Below are 26,605 nucleotides of genomic sequence, written 5' to 3'. Positions count from 1 at the left end.
TTTTTCGGTGCTGCCATAATTAAAATTACTCTTTTTATGAAAACACTCCTTAACTTTTTAATATCTAATGTCTACTTTTTGCTGACGATTTACAAATAAGCCAAAACATAATTGTAATGGCTTTATAAATATAATACTACAAAAATCATGCTAATGATGATTTTTCCAAAAAAAAATATTAAATTCGTAGATGTTATGTTAACAAACACAAAGTAGAATATGCTAAAACAACATTTACAACTTAAATTAGGACAGAAACTTGCGCCTCAGCAAATTCAGCTGATGAAGTTGATTCAGCTTCATACTTTGGAATTTGAAGAAGAGCTTGAAAGAGAACTTGAAGAAAATCCGGCACTTGAAGTAGCTAAAGAAGAATCTAAAGAAGATGAATACTCTACTTTAGACGAGAGCTATGAAAGTGAGGGCACAGAAAGTATAGAAACAGATTTCGACGTCAATGAATATCTGTATGATGATGAACCAAGTTATAAAACAGCTTCAAGTAATTATTCTGCTGATGATGAAGATTTTGATAACGAAAGTCTCCTTACTGAAGGTCAGTCGTTGTATGATTACCTAATGGAGCAAATTAACCTTGTCAACATCAGTGAAGAAGATTTGAAAATTGCTGAATATATTATTGGTAATTTAGATACCGACGGATATTTGAGAAGGGAAATAAAAGCGATTGTTGATGATCTGGCTTTTTCTCAAGGAATTTATACAACGAAAGAAAAAGTAGAAGATATACTTGAAAATTACATTCAGAAGCTTGACCCATCAGGGGTAGGGGCTAGAGGATTGCAGGAATGTCTTTTACTTCAGATTGAGAAAAAAGTAAGCTCTGATAAAGCGGTTTCGTTAGCGGCTAATATTTTGAGATTCCAATTTGAGGCGCTTACTAATAAGCATTATAATAAGATTATTCAGAAATATGATATTGAAGAAGAGGATTTGAAAGATGCCTTGGAGGAAATTTCAAAACTGTCACCAAAAGTAGGTGGGAACTTCGATACACAAACAATTACGATTAATCAGGAAATTATTCCGGATTTTGTAATTCAGGTGAAAGACGGGCTGGTAATCCCAATGCTTAATAGCAAAAATGCACCAACTTTAAGAGTTTCTGAAGAATATAAAGATATTTTAACTACTTATTCTCACGATAAAAAATCATCTGAGCATAAGCAGGCTGCATTATTTATTAAACAAAAATTAGATGCCGCAAAATGGTATATTGATGCTATTAATCAACGTCAGAATACCTTGCTTCAGACAATTAATGCTATTGTAAAGTTTCAGCATAATTATTTTATTACTGGTGATGAAAAGTCTTTAAGGCCGATGATTTTAAAAGATATTGCTGATATTACAGGTTTTGATATTTCAACAATTTCAAGAGTTGTTAAAAGTAAATATGCCGATACGCCAAACGGAATTCTTTATCTTAAAGATTTATTTTCTGACAGTTTAACCAATGATGACGGTGAAGAAGTTTCTACAAAAGAAATTAAAAATCATCTTCAGGAAGTAATTAGTAAAGAAAATAAGAGAAAACCTTTAACAGACGATGCCTTAGTGGTGATCCTTAAAGAGCAAGGATATAATATTGCAAGAAGAACGATTGCAAAATACCGTGAACAGCTTAATATTCCGGTTGCAAGACTTCGAAAAGAACTTTAAAATAAAAAAAGCATTTCAAAATCTGAAATGCTTTTTTTTATTGCTAGATATTCATGAATATTTTTAATTTTCCTGAGATTCTATTTCTTTTAATTGACTTAAATTTTTATCGAGCCTGCTCATAATAATTCCATATACCAATCTGTAATAGGCCCAAATGAGAATAACGCACAAAATTGTACCTACTATAATTCCAACAATAAATCCTGTAAAAGCGGAGTTGTTGATTTCTATGTTTTGAACATTTAAAATATAAAAAGCAAATCCGATTAGTGTACTTATCAGAATTAGCAATAACCCTATATTGGTTAAAATAAAAGCATTTACTGTTTTTTTGAAAGTAATTATTCTTGTAATAAATGCTTTGAGGTCTTCTTCAATTTTAATTTTACGGTAATTTTGATAAAATTTCAATACAAAAAATCCGGTAACCACAAGGCTAAGAATTTTTACAATTAAATAAATGTTGTCAAGTTTAGTGACAAGTTGGCTGTCTTTATGCACTCCCATTTTTTCTAAGATACTTAAGAAGGTATCCGATTCATTACTTTGTATTAGATAAAAAACACCTAAAACGCTGAAAAATAAAAATTCCACCACGCTGATCCAGAAAATATATTTCATGTAATTGCGTGACTTATTGTTGAGCATTTTTAAAATCTCATTATTATCATATTTTGGTTGAACAGGTTGTTCTTGCCAGGTTTTCTTAAAGCTGTCTAAATCAAATTCAGGCATATTTTTCCATTTTTTCTTTAAGTATTTTCTTTAATCTGTTCATTTTCACACGTGCATTTACTTCTGTAATACCCAAGTTTTCTGCTATATCTTTATAAGGTAAATCATCGAGATACATCATTACAATGGCTCTTTCTATATTTGGTAAAGTTTTGATTACGGTGTAAAGAAGCGAAATCTGCTGCTGTTTATCATCATCATCTTCAATAAAATCTCTATGATTGATGTCGAGCTCATTAGTTGGTAAGCTTTTACTTTTTTTTCTAAAAAGAGTAATGGCTGTGTTGAGGGCGACACGATACATCCAAGTAGAAATCTTTGAATTTCCTTTAAAAGAATCATAGCTTCGCCAAAGCTGTAAGACAATTTCCTGGAAAAGATCTTCCTCATCTTCCAGCGAATTGGTGTACAGACGCGATACTTTAATAATCAATCCCTGATTATCTTTTACAAGCTGTGCAAACTCTTTCTCTTTAGAAATCAAAATAAATGTATAACTGCACGAAGATAATAATATAATGTAACAATGTAATAATTTAACAGTGTAACAATTTAAAAAATAAAGAATTCTTTCCAATTGGTAAATTGGTACACTGCTACATTGTTAGATTAAATTGTATCTTTGCAGCCACGAGAAAGTCGGCTTGTTGATTCTTGTTTCGGCAAGGGTAGGAAAGTCCGGACACCATAGAGCAGCAAAGCGGATAACATCCGTCATCCGTGAGGATAGGACAAGTGCAACAGAAAGCAGGTACAGTTCGGCTGTAGTGAAACCAGGTAAACTCTTTGCGGTGCAATGATAAGTATATCGGTTCTTTTCAGTAATGAAAATAGGAGTTGCTCGCTCTGAAAGCCGAGGGGTAATCAGCTCAAGTTTTGCAGCAATGTAAAACGTAGATAAATAACAGGCACTTTTTTTAAGTACAAAATCCGGCTTATAGATTTTCTCGTGATTTTTTATTAAGATGTCACGAATACACGAATGATTTTTATAAATATATTTCGTGCATTCGTGGCAATTTTACTTGATTCTTTTTACTTTTTCCTTGGCTCTTTTTTACTCACTTTCCAATTGCTTTTTAGCATCATCCAGACCAGCTCTATCTTCTTTTGAAAGCTGTGGAAATTTCAAATCCATTTTGTCTAAAGTGTCAATGATGATTTGTAATGCAGAAAGTCTGGCAAACCATTTATTGTCTGCAGGAAGTACATACCACGGTGCATGATCTTTTGAAGTTTCATTAATTGCAGTTTCGTAGCATTCCATATATTGATCAAACAACGCTCTTTCTGGTAAGTCTGCAGCCGAAAATTTCCAGTTTTTTTCCTGTTCATTGATACGGTCTAAAAGTCTTTTCTTTTGCTCGTCCTTAGAAACATTCAAGAAAATTTTAATAATTGTAGTTCCATTTTGGGCAAGATGTTTTTCAAAATTTCTGATGCTTTCATATCTGTTTTCCCAGAACCTTTCATTAAAATCCTTTACAGAATCCCATGTTTTTTCGCTTAAATTATATTCAGGGTGCACTTTACAGACTAAAACACTTTCATAATGAGAGCGATTAAAAATACCGATCATTCCTTTCTGAGGTAAGGCTAAATAATGCCTCCACAGAAAATCATGTGAATATTCTTTTGAACTTGGCGTTTTGAAGCTTGTGACATTGCAGCCTTGAGGATTTACGCCTCCAAAAACGTGTTCTATCAAGCTGTCTTTTCCCGCTGCATCCATCGCCTGTAGAACGACTAAAAGTGATTGGCTTCCGTCGGCATACATTTTTTCCTGAAGCTCTCTAAGTTTTTCTTTTTCTTGAATTAATAATTGTACACCTTCTTCTTTAGTGAGTTTTCCTTTATACTCTGTTGAAGATTTTTTTATTGAAAATTTTCCTTTAACTAAAAAATCGTCTGAGAAATTATTATCCATGTTTTTTATATAATTTAATGATTTAATGATTTAATGATTTAATGATTTAATGATTTAATTCAATAGATAAATGATGATGGGATTTCAATATATCTTAACTTTCTAACATCTAACATCTAACATCTAACATCTAACAACATAAATATAACAAAAAAACCGCCTCAGTTGAGACGGTTTAAGAATTTTTTAAGTAAAAATTATTTTTTAGAAGCTATTTTAGCTGCTTTTTTTTCAGCCTTAGCCGCTGCTTTTTGTTCTGCAGCAGTTAATGGTTTTGGTTCTGGAGCGGTAGCAGTTACTTCACCTTTAATGTAAATTACACTTCTGCTATTTACAGGGTCATTAGAAAATACCTCAATCATTTTGTTGAACGGAGAAACAGTTGCTGTGTTGTATCCAACTTTAATTTTTGCTGATTTTCCAGGTGCAATAGGATCTTGGCTAAATTCTGGAGTAGTACATCCACAAGCTGGTTTTACATTAGAAATAATAAGGGGCTTATCTCCTGTATTAGTTACTGTAAAAAATCTTGTACCGTCAGAATTTGGCTTAATTTGACCATATTCATAAGTAGTTTTGTCGAATGTAATTGTTTGCGCAGATGCTAATGCAAATGTTCCGAATAATGCAATTCCTGCTAATAAGTTTTTCATATTCTTAAAAGTTAATATGTTTGTTAGATAAATTTTGAGAAACAAAGTTAAAAATTATTTTAATTAATGCTTACATTTTTTTACTTTAAACTATTTTTGCAAATTATAAGTTATAGAAACCAGAATTTATGCAGATTTCAGAAAAGTATAATCCACAGCAAACAGAACAAAAATGGTACAATTACTGGCTGGAAAACAAATATTTCCACTCAGAACCCAACGAAAAGCCTCCTTATACAATTGTAATTCCACCGCCTAACGTCACCGGGATACTTCATATGGGGCATATGTTGAATAATACCATTCAGGATGTTTTGGTCCGTCGTGCAAGAATGCAGGGCTTTAATGCTTGTTGGGTTCCGGGAACAGATCACGCTTCAATTGCTACTGAAGCGAAGGTTGTTGCTAAACTGAAGTCTGAAGGAATCAATAAATCTGATATTACCAGAGGAGAATTTTTAAAACATGCATGGGAATGGACCGACAAATATGGCGGAACAATTCTGGAGCAGCTGAAGAAATTGGGTTGTTCTTGTGATTGGGACAGAACCCGATTCACAATGGAAGAATCTCTTTCTAAGCAGGTAATCAAATCTTTTGTTGATTTATATAATAAAGGATTGATTTATCGTGGTTACAGAATGGTCAACTGGGATCCGGAAGCGAAAACCAATATTTCTGACGAAGAAGTAATTTTTAAAGAGCAAAACGGGAAATTATATTTCCTTAAATATAAAATTGAGGGTACAGAAGAATTTCTTTCGGTAGCAACAACGCGTCCTGAAACTATTTTTGGGGATACTGCAATTTGTATCAACCCTAATGATGAGAGATACGTTCATCTGAAAGGTAAAAACGTAATTGTACCAATTGTCAACAGAGTTATTCCAATTATTGAAGACGAATATGTTGATATCGAATTCGGAACAGGTGCTTTGAAAATTACTCCTGCACACGATATTAATGACTACGAAATCGGACAAAAACATCAGTTGCCAATGATTGATGCTTTAGATGATGACGGAAATCTAAACGAGCACGGATTACATTACGCTGGAAAAAATAGATTTGATGTAAGAAAACAAATAGCAAAAGAATTAGAAGAAAACGATCTTTTGTTGAAAGCAGAAGATTATGTAAATAAAGTAGGAACTTCAGAAAGAACAGGTGCGGTTATCGAGCCTAAAGTTTCTGTTCAGTGGTTCTTAAAAATGTCTGAAATTGGAAAGCCGGCTTTAGGTGTTGTAATGGATGATGAAGTAAAATTCTATCCTGAGAAATTTAAAAATACCTACAAACACTGGATGGAAAACATCCGTGACTGGAATATTTCTCGCCAACTTTGGTGGGGACAGCAAATTCCAGCTTTCTATTATGGAGATGGTGAAAATGATTTTGTAGTTGCTGAAACGAAAGAAGAAGCATTAGAACTGGCAAAGCAAAAAACCAACAACGATCAACTAACAACTGACAACTTAAAACAAGACGAAGACGCTCTCGATACATGGTTCTCATCTTGGTTGTGGCCAATGTCTGTTTTTGACGGTTTAAATAACCCTGATAATGAAGACATCAATTATTATTATCCGACTTCAGATTTGGTAACAGGTCCGGATATTATTTTCTTCTGGGTTGCAAGAATGATTATGTCAGGATTGGAATACAGAAAAGAAGTTCCATTCAAAAATGTTTATTTTACAGGAATTGTAAGAGATAAACAGGGAAGAAAGATGTCAAAATCTCTGGGGAATTCACCGGATCCTTTAGAATTGATGGATAAATACGGTGCAGATGGAGTTCGTGTTGGTATTTTATTGAGCTCTGCAGCCGGCAATGACCTTCTTTTTGATGAAGATTTAATGCTTCAGGGAAGAAATTTCATGACGAAAATTTGGAGCGCATTCCGTTTGATCAACATGTGGAATCATGAAGATAAGCCGGCAAACGCAACAGATAATCAAACGATAGAATGGTTTGAAAATAAATTAAATAAAACGATCGTAGAAATTGATGATCAGTTTGAGAAATTCAGAATTTCTGATGCTTTACATTTAATTTACAAATTAATTTGGGATGATTTCTGCGGTTCTTATTTAGAAGCAATTAAACCAAATTATGGTGAAGGTATTTCTAAAGAAGTTTATCACAAAACAGTAGCTCTTTTCGAAGAATTGATGAAATTGGTTCATCCGTTTATGCCTTTCCAATCAGAAGAAATTTGGCATTTGATTTCAGAAAGAAGTATTGACGAAGCTTTGGTTATTGCACAACAGAAAAAAGCAGAAGGATTTAATGAAGATATTATTAAAAACTTCGAAATAGCTTCAGAAATTATTTCAGGCGTTAGAAATTACCGTCAGACAAAAGGAATTTCTCCAAGAGAAGCGGCTGAAATTTACACCAATGCCTCTGAGTTTGCAAATGAGCCTGTCATTAAGAAATTGGCAAACGTTTCCGAAATTCATTTCGGAGCAAAAACAGATAAGCCGAGCTTTACATTTTTGGTAGGAGCAACGGAGGTTTCAATCCCATTAAGTGAAAACTTAGATTTGGGAGAAGAAAAAATCAAGACTGAAGAAGAATTAAAATATCTAAAAGGATTCTTAATTTCTGTAGATAAAAAATTGTCTAACGAAAAGTTTGTTGCCAATGCAAAACCTGAAGTGGTAGAAAGTGAGCGTAAGAAACAAAAAGATGCGCAGGATAAAATTGCCATCTTGGAAGAAAAGCTGAAAAGTTTGTAACGCTTCGACTTCGCTCGGCGTGACAGTGAAAATAAAACAAAAACTGGTAGTATTAGATTTGTCAGGCTGAGCGGAGTCGAAGCCTTTTGGAATAAAGTGAAACAATATTTTGTATACATATTAAAATGTTCCGACAATTCCTATTATACAGGAGTTACCAATAATCTTGAGTTGAGATTTTCTCAACATCAATCAGGTAAATTTCCTGACAGTTATACTCATAAAAGAAGGCCAGTTCAACTTGTCTTCTTTTATGAATTTAATGATATACTTCAAGCCATAGCATTTGAAAAACAAGTGAAAGGTTGGAGTAGAAAGAAAAAAGAAGCAATTATAAATGATAATTGGGATAAGTTAAAAGAATTATCCATTTGCCAAAATGGAACTCATTCAGATAATTTTAAAAGTAATAAAGAAGGCTTCGACTCCGCTCAGCCTGACAATTCTTAAATTAAGTGTAGTTCTAACCCAATTATAGAATAAAAAAATAATGACACATCTAGAAAACATACAGAAACTTTTCTCAAAAGACTTCGTAGAAAGCCCGTTATTGGAAAGTTTTGAAGTGGGAAAAATATACCTTTCCACCGGAAAATTGGTTGCCTGTGATCCTTTGATTACAAATGATATGCAACCTTTTACGATTCAATTTCCTAAAGGAGACTTTCAGGTTTTACTTCACAAAGAAACTGAAAGTAATTGTGTAGCCTATGCCGAAATTATTTTTAGTAATGCCAAAATTACATCATGGAAGATGGCAACTACCAAAGAGCAAAATATAAAAGATTTAGCAGAAGGTGAAGTTTTCGGCTACCCCGTAGAAAGCGGTATGGGATGTTTTATGGATGCTCAAACTCAGGAGCAGCTTAACCTTCATGAGCAGAAACTTTTCCAAAGAAAAGGAGACGATTTTATGGGAATTTATGAAGAATTTTTCCATGAGCACTTTTTTGATGAAAACGGTGCCATCGATCAATTTGCATTTTTAAAACCCACAGAAGAAAATGCGGGAAATATTTTTGCTTTTGAAACAGGCTATGGTGAAGGTTTTTATGCAAGCTATATAGGATTTGACAAAGAAAATAATCCTGTGAAAATTATTACTGAATTTATTGAGATATTAGTCAGTTAAAATTGCTTACATTTAAATTGTAGTTTTTAAATAAGAAAACAATCAAAATACGATTATGAACTTTTCTTCAGAGCATCCAAAAATTGTAGTTATTGGCAGTTGTTCGCTAGATTTAATACTGTATACTGATAAAATACCGTCTTGTAATGAAACGGTGATTGCTGGTCATTCTGAAAACTTTTTTGGGGGAAAAGGGGCAAATCAGGCAGTAGGTACAGCAAGATTGGGAGCCAGTGTTCATTTCGTGGGTTGTGTAGGGATTGATCCTTTGGGGCAGCAAATCATGCGTAACCTTGTTAATGAAAATGTGAATGTAGGTTTTGTATACGAAACAGATCAGGAGGCGACCGGTATTGCTTATGTAACGAGTTGTAATGGAGATTTTTCTATTGTTGTAGATCCTGCTTCCAATAAAAAATTAACAGAAAAACAGATTGATGATGCAGAGAAATATATTCACTCAGCATCTCTTATTCTTTTACAGTTGGAAATTCCAATGGAGATTATTGAATATACAATAGCAAAAGCAAAAAGCCTTGGTAAAATGATAGGTCTGTATGCATCTCCAGGTGCAAAATTAAATGATCATATATTAGATCAAGTTGATTTTATCGTTGCCCGAAGCAATGAGCTTTCTGTCATTTTTGGAGAAGATAAAAGAGAAGAAATTTTCAAAAAATATCTGAATAAACTTTTTGTAAGAGACGAAACAAACTCTACAATTTATTTTGACGGAACTGAAATGAAATATTTCCGCAACGAACATGAAAGTATGGTGTATAAGATGGGAATGGGAGACGCTTTTACGTCTGGTTTTGCGATAGCATTGTGCCATAAAAATACCATTGAAGACTGTGTGAAATTTGGTAACCTGGTTTCATCGAAAGTTTCTTTAGGGAAAGGCGCTCAGACAGCACTTCCTTATCTTAAGGATTTGATATAGACCCTATTTAATGCATATTGATAAATCTTTTTAATAGAGATTTATAAAACTAAAATTTCCACATTTGATGTGGATTTTTTTATTACCTCCTATGGAAAAACTGATACTCACGACCAAAGATCAATTTCAATTGACTTCCCATCTTTTTAAACCTGAAAAATCTAACGGTAAGGCTTTGATTATCAATTCTGCAACGGGTGTAAAGCAGCAGGTTTACTTTTCTATTGCTCAGTTTTTTTCTGAAAACGGGTTTACAGTCATTACTTATGACTATCGTGGAATAGGACTGTCGAAGCCTGATAGAATGAGAAAATTTAATGCTTCTATGCGAATTTGGGGAAATGAAGATTTTAAAACGGTCACAGAGTTTATCCTCAAAAATTATCCGGATTATCGTAAGTTTTGCCTGGGGCATTCTGTTGGTGCTCTAATTGTAGGGATGAATGAAAATTCTAAAATATTTGAAAAATTTATTTTCGTTGCCACCCAAAATGCTTTTATCGGAAACCTGAAAGGGAAGACCAAATGGGAAGCTTTTTTCGGTTTCGGATTGGCACAGCCTTTTTTCACCGAGCTATTTGGTTATTTCCCAGCACATTGGTTTGGATTGGGAGAAAGTCTTCCAAAAAATTGCGCTTATGACTGGAGAACCTTAATTTTGAACAGAAAATCGACCGGAAAATTATTGCTTAAAACTAATGATTATTCAAAAGAATTAACCCAAAAAGTTTTGGTTTTATATGCTGAAGACGATGTTTGGTTAACCGATAAAGGGGTGAAAAGTCTACTTAATGATGTGTATTCTAATCTGAAACCTAATTATAGATTCTTGCAGACTACAGAATCAGAAAAAGGTGAAATAGGGCACGTCAATTTTTTCAGAAGTTATAATAAAAAACTTTGGAATATTATTTTGAACGAAATTAAAGACTAAGCAATTAAAATTCCCATCCTTTGGAGGGATGTCGAAAATTCGTAAGAATTTTTGACGGGGCGATTTTAGAAATAATAGTTAAAAAATTAAAATGAAGAACACAATAGAAAATACGGTACAATTTGTAAAAGAAAAACTAGAAGGAGCAGAAGCAGGGCATGATTGGTTCCACATCGAAAGAGTCTGGAAACTTTCAAAGAAAATTGCTCAGACTGAAGATTGTAATCTTGAAGTTGTAGAACTTTCGGCTTTATTACACGATATTGCCGATCCTAAATTTCATAATGGAGATGAAACTTTAGCTTTAAAAATTTCTAGAGAATTTCTAGAAGCTCAGAATGTTGAGGAGGAAATTATTCAGCAGGTTTTATTTATTATTCAAAATATTTCATTTAAAAATAGAGGTGAAGTCCCTCAAAATTTACCAATCGAACTTAAAGTTGTGCAGGATGCCGACAGAATCGATGCAATTGGCGCAATCGGAGTTGCAAGAACTTTCAATTTTGGTGGTTTTAAAAATAATATGATGTATCACCCAGATATTCAGCCAAAACTGAATATGTCGAAAGAAGAATATAAAAAATCAAACGGAACAACGGTTAATCATTTTTATGAAAAACTTTTGCTATTGAAAGATTTGATGAATACTAATGAAGGTAAAAAAATAGCCGAAGAAAGGCATCAGTTTATGCTGACTTTCCTCGACAAATTTATGAAAGAATGGAATGTAGAGTAAGAATCTTATCAACAATCTTTAAATAAGTATCTTTGCACTTATGGGATTTATCATTTTTGTTATTTTTCTTTCGCTGGTTTTCTCACTCTTTTTTTCAAAACTGAAAAAAGGGAAGTTGGGTCAGTTGGCTAAACTTTTCAGGATTGCAAGTGTGGTTTTTGCAGTTTCGGTTTTTACGTATTGGTTTATCAAAAAATCGGTGATTGGTGTTGTCAACAATTCTCTATCATTACAACTGATTAACAAACTTCCGCAGCCTCTTGATTTTTATGTTATTAATACCAATAATCTTGATAAAAATACGCCTTTAGAAACCAAGCACATCGGAAAAATCCGTCCCGAATATTACAGAATTGAATATCTGAAGATGAATAAATCTGATGAATACTGGGTTGCAGGATATTTAGGTAAGAAAAATCTGGTTTATTTTTCCCAACATTCCGTTCCCAATAAAAATATAGATCAGATGATTGAGGTGAAAAACTACATCAATCAAAGTGAAAAACTCTCTGCAATAGCAAAAAAAGAAATTGAAGAAGACAATTACCAAAACATGGTGATGGGAATTTGGGTAACCTTGTGTTTTCTTTTATTATTCCTCAATTTTGTTCTTTTAGTAAGAAAAAAGTAAATTAAAATGAAAAATAATTTATCACGCAGATTTTACTGATTTATTTTAATGTTCTTTATTGGCTAAATCTTTACAATCAGTGAGAATTATATAAAAAATCAAGAGTTAGACAAATTCTAAAATAAAGTAGGCATATTTTCTTGCCCCATTTTTGGAACTGAAAGATTAGTTTTCCATTCTTTATTTAATTTTTCAATAAAATAAGCGGAAAGAAGCGGTGATGCTTTTTCAATATTTTGATGAACGAAAAAATAAAGATTTTGCAATCCTTCTTTTTTCCATTGGGTAAGATGTTTCAGCCAATCGTCTAATCTTTGGTAATCGCTTTCCGCATTAGCACCAACGTATCTGATGAATGCATTGGGTGTTGTGAGTCTCATATGAAGCATATCTCGTCTTCCCGCTGTATCTACGATAATATTGGTGATGTTGTTGTCTTCAAAAAGCTGACAGGTTTTGTCGAAAATTTCTTGATCTGTAAACCATTCTGTATTTCTGAGCTCGATGGCTAAAGGAACTTCTTTGGGCCATTTATTGACGAATTGTTCCAGTCTTTCGTAATCTTTAGGTTTAAAATTGTCATGAAGCTGAAGAAAAACCATTCCTAATTTCTCATCAAAATTTAAAACAGCTGTCGCAAATTGAGTAACCACATCATCAATATTTAAAAGTCTTCTGAAATGTGAAACCGTATTGGTAATCTTTGGGAAAAACTTAAAATCTGCTGGCGTTTTTTCTTTCCACGTTAAAACCTGTTCAGAACTTGGCATTCCGTAGAAAGTGGCATTGAGCTCAATAGAGTTGAATTGGGTAGCATAATAGGTTAATTCGTCCTTTGTTCCTTTCGGATAAAAGCCTTTCAAATCGGTTTTATTCCATTTTGCACAGCCAACAGAAATATTTTCAAGTCCGTTTTTATTTTGTGCTAAAATTTCTTTGGTTTTAGAATGATCTTTAGGTAATGTAAAATCTATTTGCGAAGGATCTTCTACTTGTCCGAATTTCATATTTTAGGTTTTGCGAATTAAACTATGTAAACAAATATAAAACAAAAAACCATAGAAATTCTACGGTTTTTTTGTAATAATGTATTTTAATAATTCAAAATATAAATGATATTAATCATCATCATCCAGCTGAAAAATATCCTCCACCTTCTTCCCAAAATATTTTGCAATTTTCAAAGCTAAAACTGTCGATGGAACATATTTTCCGGCTTCCATAGCGTTGATGGTTTGTCTCGAAACGCCGATTTTTTTTGCTAAATCTTCCTGAGTTATATTCTTTAAAGCTCTTTCTATTTTAATGGTATTTTTCATTTTGTAAACAATAAATAATTAAATCTGAAAACATAAAGTACCAAAGGTAAAAACATAATCAAAATCATTGCGGTAAAAAAAAGGGTTCCGAATATGGTTAAAAATAAAATCAAAATAATAGAGTAGGTTACAAACAAGCTCCAAAATACAGATTTTAGTCTTAAACTTGAGATGTATTCATCTTCGATTTCTTCTTTCGAAAATCCTGTCAGAATTCCGCCGATGATAATTAAAATTCCAAAAAGATTGGTGAAAAAATCGATCTCTGTAGTTTTAAATAATCCTAAATCTTCACTGTTTAAAGGAAATCCCGAATTGTAAAATACAGGAAGCGAGACTTCAGGGAAATTAATAATTCCTGTCAATGAAATTATTCCTAAAATTAATGATGGAATAAAAATAAACCAGCCTATTTTTTTGTAGCGATTTGGGAAAAGTTGTAATGTATTCATGTTTGTAATTTTTAGTTATTCAAATGTAAAAAATATTTTACATATTGTAAAGTTTATTTTACATTTTAATGAAAATAAAAAACCGCAGAAAAATTTCAGCGGTTTTTATAATTTATTGAATAGTCATTACTTGTATTATTTGAAGAGTTTTATGCAAAAAGTGAATCCAGACAAAACTATTACAAATATTATTGTAATAGTTTTCTTAGTTAATTATTTTTTTTGTGTATTCTTTGCCGTCCGACAATACCTTCAAGATATAAACACCTTTAGCAGTAAGATGTACACGAATTAGTTTAGCGTTTTCATTGATCGTCTGAATTTTTCTTCCAGCCCCATCAAATATTTCTACTTTTTCTATATTTTCATTGTTTCTTACGACAAAATCTTGCCCATCTCTATAGACCTCAAAACTATCTTTTTTAGCTTCAGCAGTTGCCAAAACACTAAGTTTGTAAACAATCTCGAATCTATCTGTACTTTCCCCTGTATTTGCAGTAAATGTATAATTTCCACTCTGAAGATCTGTATAAGTACCTGTTACTTTATCATGCAAGTAAATTGCCTGTCCGTTATTAAACAGTCCTTCTTTTTGAACTAAAGCAATAGTAAAGTTTCCGTTTTGAAAATGTTTTACTCCTACAGGAACTATATCATGGATATCAAAACTTTCTTTCCCCTGAATGATTAATTTTTGTGCATCAGCCAATGTGTAGAATCCCTCAGAACCCATCCCAATTGCTTTAGAATCATAATTATCGAATGAATCTGAAGCACCGTTTATATAATCTACTGCAAAAGTATTATTGGTATTGTAGTCAGAGTTTAACTTTAACCAAAATTTACCTTCTGTTGAGGAATTATCTTTATTAAAGAAGGTAGCGTTTGTTGTACCTCTCATCTCATTATTAAATATTAAAGAAGTATCAACTGAGGTATTTAAAGTTTTAACGATAAATCCTTGACCAATATTCGCAACTGTACCCACCGGAACAACAGCTGTTCCTCCGTGACCATTAGGAGCTGGAACCCAGGTAGGATTTGCACCATTAGCAGCATTAAAAGTAGCATATCCGTAGTTTGTAGTGGTAGCGCCATTCTGAAGCGTTACACTCGTGCTTTTGTTATCCCAAAAATAGAATGTACTAGAAATTCTTGCTGAATTTTCAGTGTAGAAAGCTCCTAAACTTAAGCTTGAAGGATATGGATTACCAACTAAGTTAAATCCGTTTCCTGAGGTAGCTAATGTAAAAGTTTGTGTTCCGTTGTTTGGCGTTCCTTCAAAAGCCAAAGCTGCGTTGGCAACCGGAGTTTTAATAGAGTACGCTTTCCCAAATACAGAAACTGTAGAAGTAGTATTTATATAAGAATCAGTAGGAGTATTATATTCTGTAATAGATGAAGGTGTTGCTCCAGTATAAATATTAGCTAAAGTCTGACCAACAACAGGAGAGGTCCAGAATGTATATTTATCAACTGCGCTCGTTCCATTTTTTAATGCTTTGAAAGCTCCCGTATAAGATAGAGCAGAACCATCTTTCTGAATAAGGTTACCGCCATCTTCTACTGTTACATTCATCCCTGAAATTGTATTACCTGAAGTAATTTCTAAAACTCCCCCGTTTTTGATTGTAATGTTTTTAGCTGTGAAAGCTGGAGTTGTAGCAGAAGTTGTATAAGCACCTGTAATAATTACATCTTTAGCATTTGGGGCTCCATTGGACCAAGAAGTACCGTCCCAAATTGTAGTGAATAAACTATTGCAGTTGCTTGAAAAATTAATGCCGGGATATTGAGCCTGCAATCCTGCCAATTGAGCATCATCTACACAAACAGATAAATTGTAATTATGATTTTCAAAACCAACAATTTGTTCAAGAGAGCCGTTTTTAATATTTACTGAAGTAAGATCATTATTTCCGTAATTTGAATTAATATATACTCTGTCAGCATTTAAAGTCTGAAGTGAGCTAAGAGTACTTAAATCCATAGTAGTCATATACCCGGATGAATTAGTAACATCAATATTCTCTAAATTAGATGCAGCTGAAAAATTGATATTATTTGTAATTGGCTGATTAGAGGCTTTTAATATTTTAAGATTGGGAAGACCCGAAAGATTTAATGAATTTAATTTTCCATAATAAACTCCGCTGGTTGTATTGTAGATATATCTATTGTAGAATGAACAATCAAGTTCCTCCAAATTGATTAACCCAGCTGTCGAAAAATCAATATTTGGAGCATTAAGGCCTTTTATTTTCTTTAAAGAAGTACATCCATTGACGTTGATTGCCGATAAATAAACAGCACGACTATCATAGTAATCGCCATCTAAAATAATTTCCTGTAAAGTATTACAATTACTCGCAATTAAATTAATTTCTTGATCAGAGGTCTGTGAATCTTGTGTATTGGTAATATTAATCGTCTGTAATGTTGAAATATTGGGAACCGATAATTTTAAAGGCCCTCTACTGTCATTAATACTAATTGAGGTTAAATTGATATTTTCGAAATATAGTTCTGAAACCAATTTGTCATTCAGAACCAATGCTCCATTAAATTGAGGGTTATTTTTAATTCTAAAAATAGCTTGTCCTAGAAAATAAGGATGATAAGAAGCACTAATATCAGCCATCGTTAGGATCGACGGACAGTTATCAATGGTAAAATCGACGGGAAAAAAATCTGTTTCATAAACGCTTCCGTTGAAAGATCCTTCTTTGTAAAACCAACGGCTTATACACATCAATTTTTTAATTTTAGCATTATTTATAAAACTGATATTCGCATTTTTCGTGTCTGCAATATAGAGTTCTTCAATATTGGTAAAAAGTAGAGCATCAGAAATGCTCTCTGGAAGATGGCTAAAATAATAAGGGAAATTAATGTCTCCAGTTACGGCATCGTATTTCTGGGTCTCGTCCATTTTCACATTTAGAATCACCACTTGCTGTGCTTCCGAAACCTGAATCTCACCATCACCGTTTTCATCAATAGCTATTGGGTTTCCGCTAAGATCTTTGGCGATTTCATTACTTAAATTTGAGCTTAAAATTAAAGCTTTGAATTTAGAATCTGCAAAATTTAGATTTTGCGTATAAGCTATAGAGAAACAGCTTACACTAAGTGTAAATAAAATTTTTTTCATGTCATTATGTGTTTAATTATCAATTACCTTATGTAAAGTAAACTGATATCACAAATATATGAATTGATTTTATATCTGAGCTAGAATAATTTATAAATTTTCAAAAAAAACATTTAGTTGTATATCTGTAGCTTGTCGACAAATGATTTGTTAATTTATTATGTTTTATAAAACATCGAATTTTAGGGAATTTTACAAAAAAAAACCGCAGAAAAAATCTACGGTTTTAAGATATATTCAAAGCCTAACTTGGCTCTTTACTTAAGCTTCACAAGCCGAGCAGCTCACAAAATTCACCATCATTTCCTTAGAAACAGACGAACTTCTTTGGTAATACAAAGTTTTCACCCCTTTCTTCCAAGCTTCGATATAAAGGTAATTTACATCTTTCACAGGCATGGTTGAAGGAATCTGTAAATTCAGAGACTGAGCCTGATCGATGTATTGTTGTCTTTGTGCAGCCTGAGAAATAATCTCCATCGGAGAAATTTCTTTGAACGTTTTGAATACTGCTTTTTCTTCGTCAGTCAATTCACTTAAATGTTGTACCGAACCGTGATTTAGCATAATTGTTCTCCACGTTTCTTCGTTGTCAAGGCCTTTCGCTTCCAACAATTTAGCAAGATATTTATTCTTACGCATGAAGTTTCCTTTTGCCAAACCAGCTTTGTAGTAATTGGATGCAAAAGGCTCAATTCCTGGAGAAGTTTGTCCTAAAATTGCCGAACTTGAAGTGGTAGGAGCGATTGCCATTACCGTTGTATTTCTCATTCCGTAACCTTTCAAGATTTCCGGCTCTCCGTAGATATTTGCCAATTCTTTTGATGCAATATCGGCTTGTGCTCTGATGTGTTTGAAAGCTCTTGCATTAAACTGAGTCGCCTCAAAACTCTCAAAAGGGATCATATTTTTCTGAAGGTAAGAATGGTAACCCAAAACTCCTAAACCAAGTGCTCTGTGACGCATTGCAAAGTCTCTTGCTCCTTGAAGATAATAGTTTCCTTCCGTTTTCTCGATAAATTCAGATAAAACAGCATCAAGGAAATAGATTGCCAACTGTACTGCGTTGGTATCTTTCCACTCGTCGTATAATTCTAAGTTCATAGAAGACAGACAGCAGATGAAAGATTCCTGTCTTGTTGACGGAAGCATGATTTCTGAACAAAGATTACTTGCATTAATTGTTAATCCAAGGTCTTTATACACCTGAGGTTTGTTTCTATTCACATTATCAGTAAAGAAAATATACGGAAGACCTTTTTGCTGACGACTTTCCAAAACTCTTGCCCAGATTTTACGCTTGTCGGCGTCCCCGTCAATCATATCTTGCATCCAGTAATCAGGAACACAAATCCCGGTAAACAAGTTCTGAATCGGACTTCCAATGTCTTTAATTGATAAAAATTCTTCAATATCGCCGTGGTCAACATCAAGATATGCTGCAAAAGCTCCTCTTCTTACGCCGCCCTGAGAAACAACATCCATCGAAGTATCAAACAATTTCATAAACGAAACTGCTCCCGAAGATTTTCCGTTATCAGTTACTGCGGTTCCTCTATTACGAAGTTCTCCAAAATATCCTGAAGTTCCGCCTCCGATCTTCGTCTGCATAATTACTTCACCCATTTTGTGGGTAATTCCTTCAATACTGTCTGGAATATGTACATTGAAACAAGAGATTGGAAGACCTCTCTGCGTTCCCATATTGGCCCAAACAGGAGAAGAAAAACTGATCCAGCCTTTCATGATCATCTCCTTAAAAGCCGGTTGAAGTTCAGGTTTGTATAATTTTTTTGCTGCTGCAGTGGTAATTCTGTCGATCGCTCCGTCTACGGTTTCCCCTTTCAAAAGGTAACCTCTGTTAAGCATTTGTTCAGACTCTTCATTCAGCCACCAGATGTTGTTGTTTTGTTCTTCCATTTTTTATATTGTTCTCGATACTTCAATTCTCGTTTGTCATTGCGAGCTACGAAGCAATCTTTTGTTTTTATTATTTTTTATTTGAAGCACTTAGGTTTTGCTTCTTTTCACTTTTCTACCTGCTTTCGCTACTCGCTTTTTTCTGTTTACTTCGCCGAGCTCAGCAATCAGAAAAAGAGCTCAGACACGCCGCTCAATCAGGGCTAAGACAACGGTTTGTCTTTTAGCCTTTAGTGCTATTATTTTTTGGAGGCGGTGGTGGTGGATTATGCATAGTTGGAACTTGTCCATTTTTCACACTTCCACCTTTAGTATCAGAATTAGTTCTTATCTGAGGGATATTTATTTTCTTATTCATGTTGAGTTAATTTGTTTGCGTAATTCCTTGTTTCAGCATCAGCTTTTTTATCTAAACGTTTCTTACGGGTAATATTAAGTGAAGAATCAATGTCTTCAATTTTTTTACTAGAATCTAAAATCTTAAATAATTTCTTTTTAGCTTTTTCGTCATCTATATGATCCTCCTCAAATTCAATCCATAGTTTTTCCAATTCTATACTTTGATTGTAATAAGAAAGTCTAAGCTTTTTTATCTCATCAAGATCTTTTTCAGAAAGTATCAAAAAATTTTCAATGCTCTGAAGTAATTGAATTGTTCCTATTACAGCAAAGGAAATCACTGTTGGAATTTCTAAATTTTTGAATGCAGTAAAAATACCTGAAGCTGAAAATAAAATAGTTATTATTTTAAACCATTTGCGGAGATTTCTTTCACTTGAAATATAAAATACTAAAAATATGTCTCCCTTTTTTGTGTCAAGTAAATTATTCCAAATTTTAGTTCGTAGCGTCAAAATTTTTTTATTTAAAACAAATCGTTCGCCGTAATACTCTTATCGTGTTTCGTGTAATCTACCGGTCTTTTTGCAAAGAAATCATCCATAGAATTAGCGAAAACTTCTTCTTCAAACCATTTCATCGGATTGTATTGTTCTCCGCTGATGTTGTAACGGGTTGCCATGTTGATTTTCTTTAAACTGTCATCAACACGGTATTTCATAAAGTTTAATAAATCTTCTTTTGTGAAAAAGCTGAATTCTCCCATTTCAAAGATCCATTCGATGATCTCACCTTCCAGTTCGATAGATTGGTCTACCAAAGTGTAAATATCTTCAATGTCAGAATCAGTTAAAAGATCAGGTTGTTCTTCACGGATTTTATTGATCAGATAAATTCCTGCATTGGCGTGAATCTGCTCATCAATAGAAGTCCAAGCGATGATATTGGAAACATTTTTCATGTATCCTTTGAATCTTGTGAAAGAAAGAATGATTGCAAATTGTGAGAAAAGCGAAACGTTTTCTATCAAAATACTGAATAATAAAAGAGAAGACACATACTCTTTTGGAGTGGTAGAATTGGCATGCTTCAAAACGTTTGATAAAAAGTCGATTCTCTTTTTAAGAGCCGGAACTTCTACTACGTGAGTAAACGCTTCGTTGTAACCCAAAACTTCCAGCAAACGAGAGTACGCCTCAGAATGACGGAATTCGCATTCTGCAAAAGTAGCTCCAAGACCGTTAAGCTCAGGTTTGGGCATGTGGTTGTAAAGATTTCCCCAAAAAGTCTTTACCGAAACTTCAATTTGGGCGATCGCTAAAAGTGCATTTTTTACAGCATTTTTTTCGTGCGGCTCAAGCTGCGACTGAAAATCCTGAACGTCTGCCGTGAAATCTACTTCTGAATGTACCCAAAATGATTTGTTGATAGCTTCTGTAAACTGAAGAACTTCAGGGTACTCAAATGGCTTATAACTAATTCTTTTATCGAAAATTCCCATATTATAAATTTTATGTCTTTTGTTCTGTCAAAAATAAAATTCTGCAAATACAATCGTTGAAACGGTAAGTATTTGATTTTTTGAAAGTTAATAAAGCAATTTTTTTACCTTGATCAGCAATACCTTCTTTCAGAATCTACCTACAAAGTTAGAAAATGAAGACTGATTTTGAAAGGGGTAAAGAGTAATTGGCTGGCTTTTAACCTTAAAAGTTTTCCACATTTACATGAAACACCCTTTACCACTGGGTTAGAGCAACTTAAGTGATGTAAACAAATTACTAATGAAGGTTTTGATTAAACAGTTTGATTTAAGTAATTGAATTTCAATATGTAATTTATTAAACAATGATAAAATGAAAAGATTTTTTTAATCTTGTAACAAAATGATGAGAGTGGCTACTTATAAGACATAAAATATCCAAAGCTTAATGTTAGTAATCCAGGATCTCAATAAATCATACGATACAGGGAAGAGTAAACTTCACGTTCTCAAAGGAATAAACCTCAATATATCTGAAGGTGAATTTGTCTCTATTATGGGAAGTTCAGGTTCCGGAAAATCAACTTTGTTGAATATTATCGGAATTTTGGATGAAAAAGATTCGGGTACTTATGAGTTGGATGGAATTCCTATCGAGCACCTCAATGAAGTGAAAGCTGCAGAATATCGTTCAAAATTTTTGGGATTTGTCTTTCAGTCTTTCAATTTGATTGGTTATAAAACGGCTATAGAAAATGTAGCGCTTCCTTTATATTATCAAAATGTTTCAAGAAAAGAAAGGAATCAAAGAGCTTTAGAATATCTTGAGAAAGTAGGATTGGCACAATGGGCAGATCATTTACCGAATGAACTTTCAGGTGGACAAAAGCAGAGAGTTGCCATCGCAAGAGCATTAATTACAGATCCAAAAGTAATTCTTGCCGATGAGCCAACCGGAGCATTAGATTCAAAAACCACACATGATATCATGAAGCTTCTTCAGGACATCAATAACGAAGGAAAAACAATTATCGTTGTAACCCACGAACCTGATGTTGCTGCTCAAACCAAAAGAAACGTCATCTTAAGAGACGGAATTATAGAAAGTGATGATTTTATAAAGCAGATTGTGCTTTAAAGGTGAATTGTGAATAGTCAATTTTGCTTCGCAAGTGAATTTTTGGAAGAGTTAAAATTAACAATTGACTCGAAGAAATTGACAATTGACATTAAAAATAATTGACTTTTTTACAAAGTAAAAAAAACAAAAATATGTTTGATCTAGATCGGTGGCAGGAAATATTCAGTTCGATTCGCAGTAATGTATTGCGAACGGTGCTTTCGGGCTTTACCGTGGCTTTAGGTCTGTTTATTTTTATTGTTCTTTTCGGAATTGGAAGTGGTTTGAAAAATGCTTTTACAGAAGGTTTTGCGCGAGATGCTCAAAACTTGATTACCATTTATTCAGGGAAAACAACGATCGCTTACAATGGTTTGCAATCTGACCGTATGGTGACGATGAATAATGATGACTATGATTTTTTAGTGAATAATGATAAAGAAAAAGTAGGATATTCAACGCCGAGATATACGGCAAACTTAATGGTGAAGTACGGTAAGGAAAGTGGTTCTTACCAAATAAACGGAGCGGATGCGGAAGAAAAATATATTGAAAACAGGAAAATGCTGGAAGGCCGTTATCTTTCGCCTGTCGATTTGGAACGTAAGCAAAACGTTGCTGTAATCGGTAGAATGGTGCAGCGGGATTTGATAAAAAACGGAAGTCCGGTAGGTAAAGATTTAGATATCAACGGAACGATATTCAAAGTTGTAGGTGTTTTCTCTGATGATGGTGGAGATTATGATGAGCGACACATTACGATTCCTATCACTACTTTGCAGCAAATGAAAAAAGGTTCTGACACGGTAAGTACGGTATATATTGCTTATAACGAAAAGCTTACTCCCGAGCAGGCTATAAAATATGGGGATAAACTGAAAGATGGCCTTAAAGCCCGAAAAAATGTTTCTCCTGATGATGAAAATGGAGTGCGTATCTGGAATAACGCTAAAAATATGAACGAAACGTTTATGTTTATGGCTGTTTTAACAGGAATTGTAACTTTCATTGGATTAGGAACTTTATTGGCAGGAATTATCGGAATCAGCAACATCATGGTATATATCGTAAAAGAGCGAACTAAAGAAATCGGTGTGCGAAAAGCCATCGGTGCAAAACCAGGAAGCATCGTTGCGTTGATTGTACAGGAAAGTGTTGTGATTACCGTAGTTTCAGGATTTGTAGGAGTAGGACTGGGCGTTTTAGCATTAAATTTAATAGGAGATAATTTAGAAGAATATTTTATTAAAAACCCAAGTGTGGGTTGGTACGAAATTATTGCCGCATTCATTGCTTTAGTAATTTCGGGTTTGATTGCAGGATTTGTCCCGGCATACAGAGCTTCAAAAATTAAACCTATTGAAGCTTTAAGAACAGAATAATTTAATTTGAAAATTTGTTAATGAGCTAATTTGAAAATGAATCACTCATCACTCATAATTAATAACTTATAACTCAACAAAGTGAACATTTTATTTAAAAAAGATACATGGCAGGAGATTTATTATTCACTCAAGAATAATAAGCTTCGTACGTTTCTTACCATGATTGGCGTGGGTTGGGGAATGTTCCTTTACGTAGTTTTATTGGGCTCTGCAAAAGGTATGGAAAATGGTTTTGATAAATTATTTTCAGGTTTTGCAACCAATTCTATTTTTCTTTGGGCACAAAATACATCCATACCTTACGAAGGTTTTCCTAAAGGAAGGGGGATGGATCTGAAACTTCAAGATATTGACATGCTGCAGCGAAAAATTAGCGAGATTGAATATATTTCTCCAAAAAACTCAAGGGGTAATTTCGGAACTGCGGGAGAACAGATGTCTAGAAATGGAAAGACGGCAACCTACAGTTTGAATGGAGATTATCCTATTGGAAATAAAATTTCAGAGAAAAAACTCATTTACGGAAGATATCTTAATGATGCAGATGTTTCGCAAAATAAAAATGTTGCTGTAATTGGTGAAGAGGTTTATAAAAATTTTTTTGATTCTAAAAAGAATGAAAACCCAATTGGGAAGTCAATTAATGTCAAAGGCATATTCTTTAACGTCATCGGAGTCTTCAGAGTGAAAAGAGGCGGTGGAATGGATAATGACCAGACTGTTTTTATTCCGCTTTCTACATTCACAAAAATTTATAATGACGGCGATAATGTAGATGTTTTTGCGATTGTAAGTAAACCCAATGCAGATGTAAACGATGTTGAAGACCGGGTAAAAGATGAGTTGAAAAAGAAAAATAAGGTTTCGCCCGAAGATACCAATGCTTTTGGAAGCTTTAATTTAGGTAAAGAATTTAAAAAATTGACAGGCTTCCTTACCGGGATGCAACTCTTAACAATTATCGTAGGAACATTAACGATTCTTGCCGGTGTCATTGCAATATCAAATATTTTGTTGATTACCGTAAAAGAAAGAACAAAAGAAATTGGCATCAGAAGAGCTCTAGGTGCAAAACCTTCAGAAGTGAGAAATCAAATCTTGCTGGAAAGTGTGGTGATTACATTAAGTTCAGGTTTGCTGGGATTTATTTTCGGAATTTTTGTGTTAATGATTTTTAATACGTTAACACAAAATCAGGACGAATTTCCATTTTACAACCCAACGGTAAATTATGGAAATGTGTTCAGCGCTATGTCGGTTATGGTAATTTTAGGTTTAATCATTGGGATGATTCCTGCACAAAGAGCCGTTAAAATACGACCAATTGAAGCATTGAGAAGTGAGTAATTTTAAATAATATAATTTGAAAATTTGAAGATGGAAATTGGTTTTATATTTTCAGTCTTAATAATTAAATAAAAAAATAAACGATACATATGAAAAAGAAATTTACCTGGAAAAAAGGCATTTATATCTTTTTAGGGCTTTTGTTTGCGGTAGCATTAATTTCAGGAATTAGCTATGTTATAAAATCAAATTCCACTCAAAGTGAAACGTTCTTAACGAGAAAACCTTCCATCCAAAATATGGAGGACAAAGTGATGGCAACAGGTAAAATTGTTCCTAAAGAAGAGATCGAAATTAAGCCAAATATCGCCGGAATCATTGATAAAATTTTGGTTGATGAAGGAGATAAAGTAGAAGCTGGGCAATTAATTGCAACGGTAAGAATTATTCCGAATATAGCGGAAGTGAATAATGCAACACAAAATGTGCAAAACGCACAGCTTCAGATTAATAATGCTAAGATGAATGTTTCAAATATGCAGACTCAGTTTGCAATGTCTGAAAAATTGTTCAAACAAGGTGTTGTTTCAAAACAAGAATATTTAACGGCTCAGCAACAATTATATACACAGCAACAAGCTTTGAAAAATGCAAACCAACAATTGGTAACTGCACAAAAAACTTTGCAAATTGTAAAAACAGGAGCTATTCCTGAATTACAAAATTTAGCAACAACACAAATTCGTTCTAAAGCTGCAGGAACCGTTCTCGAAGTTCCCGTAAAAGTAGGAAGCCAGGTAATTGAGGCGAACTCTTTCAATGCTGGAACTACAATTTGTTCGATTGCAGATTTGAATTCACTAATTTTCCAAGGAGAAATTGATGAAGCTCAAGCCGGAAAACTGAAGCAGGGAATGGATATGAAAATCGTTATCGGAGCTTTGCAGAATAAAACATTTCCAGGGAAACTGACGATGATCGCACCAAAAGGAAAAGATACCAACGGAACGATTAAATTCCCGGTAGAAGGCGATGTAAACAACCCGAATAACGAATACATCAGAGCTGGTTTTTCTGCCAACGGAGAAATCGTGATGAGCTCTCAGAAGAATGCATTGCTTTTGGATGAATCTTTAATTCAGTATGAAAAGAAAAACGGAAAAGATGTTCCTTTTGTTGAGGTAAAGCAGAAAGACGGAAAATTTAAGAAAGTGTATGTAAAACTTGGCGCAAGCGACGGAATCAATGTACAGATTCTTTCAGGTATTGATAAAAATTCAGACGTAAAAGTTTGGAATCCTTCAGATAAAGATAAAGAAGAGTTAAAAGAAAAAGCGAAGAAATAATTTCGTTTTGATATAAGTAAAAAGTCCCAGATATTCTGGGACTTTTTTTGCTTTACGCTACAGACTTCAAATTCTTGAAATTTTGTGATGACTTTTTTTAAATTTTGCTGAATTTTAAAATTAGCTTAAAAACTTAATTTCTTTATCTTTAAATTCATTTTTTACCACGATTTTATTCATAGTCGTCAACATTTTTCTGCGAAGTTTAGCCAGTTTTCTGATGTTTTTATCTTCGCTGTAATCAAAAATATTGTCTTTAAAACTAAATGTATCGCCGTCTTTAAACTCTATTTTACTTTTCTTTAATTCTCCTTTCAGCATAAGGTCGGTCATGTTTTCAAGGATTAAATGTTCAGATTTACCAAGAGCTTTTAAAGTGTTGAGCAATTGTTTTTTATACTTTTTCTTTCCCATAATTTCAGACAATTTTTTCTTTTACGATATGCAAATATATCATTTTACATTATAAACCTGTTTAAACTTTTATTTTTCTGAGAAACAAGATAGAGAAAGCGAGATAATGTAGATTTGTCCAAGTAATATTCAAAGTCTCAAACCTTACTAATAAAGCTTTGAAGCTATCGAGCCATGCATTTGCTTTTTCTATTTTGAATCTTCTTTTATACAACTCATTATCAAAATATTTTTCATTCTTTGTATCCCTGTTACGAGGATTCCC

The 26,605-nt window shown here is 33.4% G+C and carries 24 protein-coding genes, 1 other RNA gene and 1 pseudogene; 13 read left to right on the top strand and 13 right to left on the bottom strand.

The genetic code is table 11. From position 1 onward, the window contains the following. Positions 1-219: 219 nt before the first annotated feature. The gene (gene rpoN, locus B5X64_RS20935; protein WP_079467073.1) at positions 220-1,683 is read left to right on the top strand and encodes an RNA polymerase factor sigma-54; all 1,464 of its coding nucleotides are present in this window, start codon (positions 220-222) and stop codon (positions 1,681-1,683) included. Positions 1,684-1,746: 63 nt separating this feature from the next. Here rpoN and B5X64_RS20930 read toward each other — a convergent pair whose 3' ends face one another. Both B5X64_RS20930 and B5X64_RS20925 read right to left on the bottom strand, forming a co-directional pair. Further along, positions 1,747-2,421 (bottom strand): beta-carotene 15,15'-monooxygenase, encoded by a 675-nt coding sequence (locus B5X64_RS20930; RefSeq protein WP_079467072.1) that lies wholly within the window; start codon positions 2,419-2,421, stop codon positions 1,747-1,749. After that, positions 2,414-2,905, bottom strand: a complete 492-nt coding sequence (locus B5X64_RS20925; RefSeq protein ID WP_079467071.1) for an RNA polymerase sigma factor — start codon at positions 2,903-2,905, stop codon at positions 2,414-2,416. Before B5X64_RS20925 ends, B5X64_RS20930 begins: the two co-directional genes overlap by 8 nt. A gap of 147 nt (positions 2,906-3,052) precedes the next feature. Between B5X64_RS20925 and rnpB the strand changes: the two genes are divergently transcribed. Next, positions 3,053-3,375: RNase P RNA component class A (rnpB, locus tag B5X64_RS20920), an RNA gene on the top strand. 103 nt (positions 3,376-3,478) lie between these two features. Here rnpB and B5X64_RS20915 read toward each other — a convergent pair. Further along, positions 3,479-4,348, bottom strand: a complete 870-nt coding sequence (locus B5X64_RS20915; RefSeq protein WP_079467070.1) for a polyphosphate kinase 2 family protein — start codon at positions 4,346-4,348, stop codon at positions 3,479-3,481. Between the two features lie 197 nt (positions 4,349-4,545). Then, positions 4,546-5,001, bottom strand: a complete 456-nt coding sequence (locus B5X64_RS20910) for a DUF1573 domain-containing protein (protein WP_079467069.1) — start codon at positions 4,999-5,001, stop codon at positions 4,546-4,548. Between the two features lie 128 nt (positions 5,002-5,129). Between B5X64_RS20910 and B5X64_RS20905 the strand changes: the two genes are divergently transcribed. From B5X64_RS20905 to B5X64_RS20875, 7 genes are all read left to right on the top strand, one after another. Beyond that, a complete protein-coding gene (locus B5X64_RS20905) occupies positions 5,130-7,745 on the top strand; it encodes a valine--tRNA ligase (RefSeq protein WP_079467068.1) in 2,616 nt (871 codons plus the stop codon). 96 nt (positions 7,746-7,841) lie between these two features. After that, positions 7,842-8,195: a GIY-YIG nuclease family protein gene (locus B5X64_RS20900; RefSeq protein WP_079467067.1), complete on the top strand. Its 354-nt coding sequence runs from the start codon at positions 7,842-7,844 to the stop codon at positions 8,193-8,195. A gap of 40 nt (positions 8,196-8,235) precedes the next feature. Then, positions 8,236-8,877 carry a DUF4241 domain-containing protein gene (locus tag B5X64_RS20895; RefSeq protein WP_079467066.1) on the top strand — a complete coding sequence of 214 codons (642 nt, stop codon included), beginning with the start codon at positions 8,236-8,238 and terminating at the stop codon, positions 8,875-8,877. Positions 8,878-8,932: 55 nt separating this feature from the next. Continuing rightward, complete coding sequence (locus B5X64_RS20890) at positions 8,933-9,820, top strand: ribokinase (RefSeq protein WP_079467065.1); 888 nt, start codon at positions 8,933-8,935, stop codon at positions 9,818-9,820. A gap of 91 nt (positions 9,821-9,911) precedes the next feature. Beyond that, positions 9,912-10,754 (top strand): alpha/beta hydrolase family protein, encoded by an 843-nt coding sequence (locus B5X64_RS20885; protein ID WP_079467074.1) that lies wholly within the window; start codon positions 9,912-9,914, stop codon positions 10,752-10,754. A gap of 91 nt (positions 10,755-10,845) precedes the next feature. After that, the gene (locus B5X64_RS20880; protein ID WP_079467064.1) at positions 10,846-11,490 is read left to right on the top strand and encodes an HD domain-containing protein; all 645 of its coding nucleotides are present in this window, start codon (positions 10,846-10,848) and stop codon (positions 11,488-11,490) included. A gap of 40 nt (positions 11,491-11,530) precedes the next feature. Continuing rightward, positions 11,531-12,121 carry a hypothetical protein gene (locus B5X64_RS20875; protein WP_079467063.1) on the top strand — a complete coding sequence of 197 codons (591 nt, stop codon included), beginning with the start codon at positions 11,531-11,533 and terminating at the stop codon, positions 12,119-12,121. 116 nt (positions 12,122-12,237) lie between these two features. On the opposite strand, the gene B5X64_RS20870 is transcribed toward B5X64_RS20875, so the two are convergent. From B5X64_RS20870 to B5X64_RS20840, 7 genes are all read right to left on the bottom strand, one after another. After that, the gene (locus B5X64_RS20870) at positions 12,238-13,128 is read right to left on the bottom strand and encodes a DUF72 domain-containing protein (RefSeq protein WP_079467062.1); all 891 of its coding nucleotides are present in this window, start codon (positions 13,126-13,128) and stop codon (positions 12,238-12,240) included. Between the two features lie 111 nt (positions 13,129-13,239). Then, positions 13,240-13,440, bottom strand: coding sequence for a helix-turn-helix transcriptional regulator (locus B5X64_RS20865; protein ID WP_079467061.1), 201 nt, complete (start codon positions 13,438-13,440; stop codon positions 13,240-13,242). Continuing rightward, the gene (locus tag B5X64_RS20860) at positions 13,437-13,892 is read right to left on the bottom strand and encodes a hypothetical protein (protein WP_079467060.1); all 456 of its coding nucleotides are present in this window, start codon (positions 13,890-13,892) and stop codon (positions 13,437-13,439) included. Before B5X64_RS20860 ends, B5X64_RS20865 begins: the two co-directional genes overlap by 4 nt. A 205-nt stretch (positions 13,893-14,097) precedes the next feature. Next, positions 14,098-17,046 carry a T9SS type A sorting domain-containing protein gene (locus tag B5X64_RS20855; protein WP_079467059.1) on the bottom strand — a complete coding sequence of 983 codons (2,949 nt, stop codon included), beginning with the start codon at positions 17,044-17,046 and terminating at the stop codon, positions 14,098-14,100. A 261-nt stretch (positions 17,047-17,307) separates the two neighbouring features. Continuing rightward, positions 17,308-18,966 carry a ribonucleoside-diphosphate reductase subunit alpha gene (locus B5X64_RS20850; RefSeq protein ID WP_066677458.1) on the bottom strand — a complete coding sequence of 553 codons (1,659 nt, stop codon included), beginning with the start codon at positions 18,964-18,966 and terminating at the stop codon, positions 17,308-17,310. Positions 18,967-19,316: 350 nt separating this feature from the next. Further along, positions 19,317-19,589, bottom strand: a complete 273-nt coding sequence (locus tag B5X64_RS22700; RefSeq protein WP_139377618.1) for a hypothetical protein — start codon at positions 19,587-19,589, stop codon at positions 19,317-19,319. Positions 19,590-19,831: 242 nt separating this feature from the next. Continuing rightward, on the bottom strand, positions 19,832-20,806 hold the full coding sequence (locus tag B5X64_RS20840; RefSeq protein ID WP_066677462.1) for a ribonucleotide-diphosphate reductase subunit beta: 975 nt from the start codon (positions 20,804-20,806) through the stop codon (positions 19,832-19,834). Between the two features lie 430 nt (positions 20,807-21,236). On the opposite strand from B5X64_RS20840, the gene B5X64_RS20835 reads away from it, so the two are divergent. The 4 genes from B5X64_RS20835 to B5X64_RS20820 all read left to right on the top strand — a co-directional run bounded on the left by B5X64_RS20835 (position 21,237) and on the right by B5X64_RS20820 (position 25,926). Then, a complete protein-coding gene (locus B5X64_RS20835) occupies positions 21,237-21,926 on the top strand; it encodes an ABC transporter ATP-binding protein (RefSeq protein WP_079467057.1) in 690 nt (229 codons plus the stop codon). A gap of 134 nt (positions 21,927-22,060) precedes the next feature. After that, entirely contained in the window at positions 22,061-23,290 is a 1,230-nt protein-coding gene (locus tag B5X64_RS20830) for an ABC transporter permease (RefSeq protein WP_079467056.1), read from the top strand. An 81-nt stretch (positions 23,291-23,371) separates the two neighbouring features. Further along, positions 23,372-24,640, top strand: a complete 1,269-nt coding sequence (locus B5X64_RS20825) for an ABC transporter permease (protein WP_079467055.1) — start codon at positions 23,372-23,374, stop codon at positions 24,638-24,640. 89 nt (positions 24,641-24,729) lie between these two features. Beyond that, positions 24,730-25,926, top strand: a complete 1,197-nt coding sequence (locus tag B5X64_RS20820) for an efflux RND transporter periplasmic adaptor subunit (RefSeq protein WP_079467054.1) — start codon at positions 24,730-24,732, stop codon at positions 25,924-25,926. A gap of 120 nt (positions 25,927-26,046) precedes the next feature. Here the strand turns inward: B5X64_RS20820 and B5X64_RS20815 are convergent, their stop codons facing one another. Beyond that, positions 26,047-26,340 carry a hypothetical protein gene (locus B5X64_RS20815; RefSeq protein ID WP_079467053.1) on the bottom strand — a complete coding sequence of 98 codons (294 nt, stop codon included), beginning with the start codon at positions 26,338-26,340 and terminating at the stop codon, positions 26,047-26,049. A gap of 61 nt (positions 26,341-26,401) precedes the next feature. Beyond that, a pseudogene (locus B5X64_RS20810) lies at positions 26,402-26,605 on the bottom strand (IS5/IS1182 family transposase); the annotation flags it as partial.

Origin of the sequence: Chryseobacterium balustinum (genome assembly GCF_900168205.1) — a bacterium.
Classification (GTDB): Bacteria; Bacteroidota; Bacteroidia; order Flavobacteriales; family Weeksellaceae; genus Chryseobacterium; species Chryseobacterium balustinum.
Note: the sequence above shows the minus strand (reverse complement) of the source record. Positions and strands in the feature narration are given on the sequence as shown.

What these genes read in the sequence shown, in the direction of transcription:
- B5X64_RS20815 (WP_079467053.1), bottom strand. Translation starts at nt 26,340, where the DNA reads ATGGGAAAGAAAAAGTATAAAAAACAATTGCTCAACACTTTAAAAGCT.
- B5X64_RS20830 (WP_079467056.1), top strand. Translation starts at nt 22,061, where the DNA reads ATGTTTGATCTAGATCGGTGGCAGGAAATATTCAGTTCGATTCGCAGT.
- B5X64_RS20865 (WP_079467061.1), bottom strand. Translation starts at nt 13,440, where the DNA reads ATGAAAAATACCATTAAAATAGAAAGAGCTTTAAAGAATATAACTCAG.
- B5X64_RS20910 (WP_079467069.1), bottom strand. Translation starts at nt 5,001, where the DNA reads ATGAAAAACTTATTAGCAGGAATTGCATTATTCGGAACATTTGCATTA.
- B5X64_RS20835 (WP_079467057.1), top strand. Translation starts at nt 21,237, where the DNA reads ATGTTAGTAATCCAGGATCTCAATAAATCATACGATACAGGGAAGAGT.
- B5X64_RS20885 (WP_079467074.1), top strand. Translation starts at nt 9,912, where the DNA reads ATGGAAAAACTGATACTCACGACCAAAGATCAATTTCAATTGACTTCC.
- B5X64_RS20880 (WP_079467064.1), top strand. Translation starts at nt 10,846, where the DNA reads ATGAAGAACACAATAGAAAATACGGTACAATTTGTAAAAGAAAAACTA.
- B5X64_RS20890 (WP_079467065.1), top strand. Translation starts at nt 8,933, where the DNA reads ATGAACTTTTCTTCAGAGCATCCAAAAATTGTAGTTATTGGCAGTTGT.
- B5X64_RS20915 (WP_079467070.1), bottom strand. Translation starts at nt 4,348, where the DNA reads ATGGATAATAATTTCTCAGACGATTTTTTAGTTAAAGGAAAATTTTCA.
- B5X64_RS20850 (WP_066677458.1), bottom strand. Translation starts at nt 18,966, where the DNA reads ATGGAAGAACAAAACAACAACATCTGGTGGCTGAATGAAGAGTCTGAA.
- B5X64_RS20930 (WP_079467072.1), bottom strand. Translation starts at nt 2,421, where the DNA reads ATGCCTGAATTTGATTTAGACAGCTTTAAGAAAACCTGGCAAGAACAA.
- rpoN (WP_079467073.1), top strand. Translation starts at nt 220, where the DNA reads ATGCTAAAACAACATTTACAACTTAAATTAGGACAGAAACTTGCGCCT.
- B5X64_RS20905 (WP_079467068.1), top strand. Translation starts at nt 5,130, where the DNA reads ATGCAGATTTCAGAAAAGTATAATCCACAGCAAACAGAACAAAAATGG.
- B5X64_RS20860 (WP_079467060.1), bottom strand. Translation starts at nt 13,892, where the DNA reads ATGAATACATTACAACTTTTCCCAAATCGCTACAAAAAAATAGGCTGG.
- B5X64_RS20820 (WP_079467054.1), top strand. Translation starts at nt 24,730, where the DNA reads ATGAAAAAGAAATTTACCTGGAAAAAAGGCATTTATATCTTTTTAGGG.
- B5X64_RS20870 (WP_079467062.1), bottom strand. Translation starts at nt 13,128, where the DNA reads ATGAAATTCGGACAAGTAGAAGATCCTTCGCAAATAGATTTTACATTA.
- B5X64_RS20875 (WP_079467063.1), top strand. Translation starts at nt 11,531, where the DNA reads ATGGGATTTATCATTTTTGTTATTTTTCTTTCGCTGGTTTTCTCACTC.
- B5X64_RS20855 (WP_079467059.1), bottom strand. Translation starts at nt 17,046, where the DNA reads ATGAAAAAAATTTTATTTACACTTAGTGTAAGCTGTTTCTCTATAGCT.
- B5X64_RS20840 (WP_066677462.1), bottom strand. Translation starts at nt 20,806, where the DNA reads ATGGGAATTTTCGATAAAAGAATTAGTTATAAGCCATTTGAGTACCCT.
- B5X64_RS20895 (WP_079467066.1), top strand. Translation starts at nt 8,236, where the DNA reads ATGACACATCTAGAAAACATACAGAAACTTTTCTCAAAAGACTTCGTA.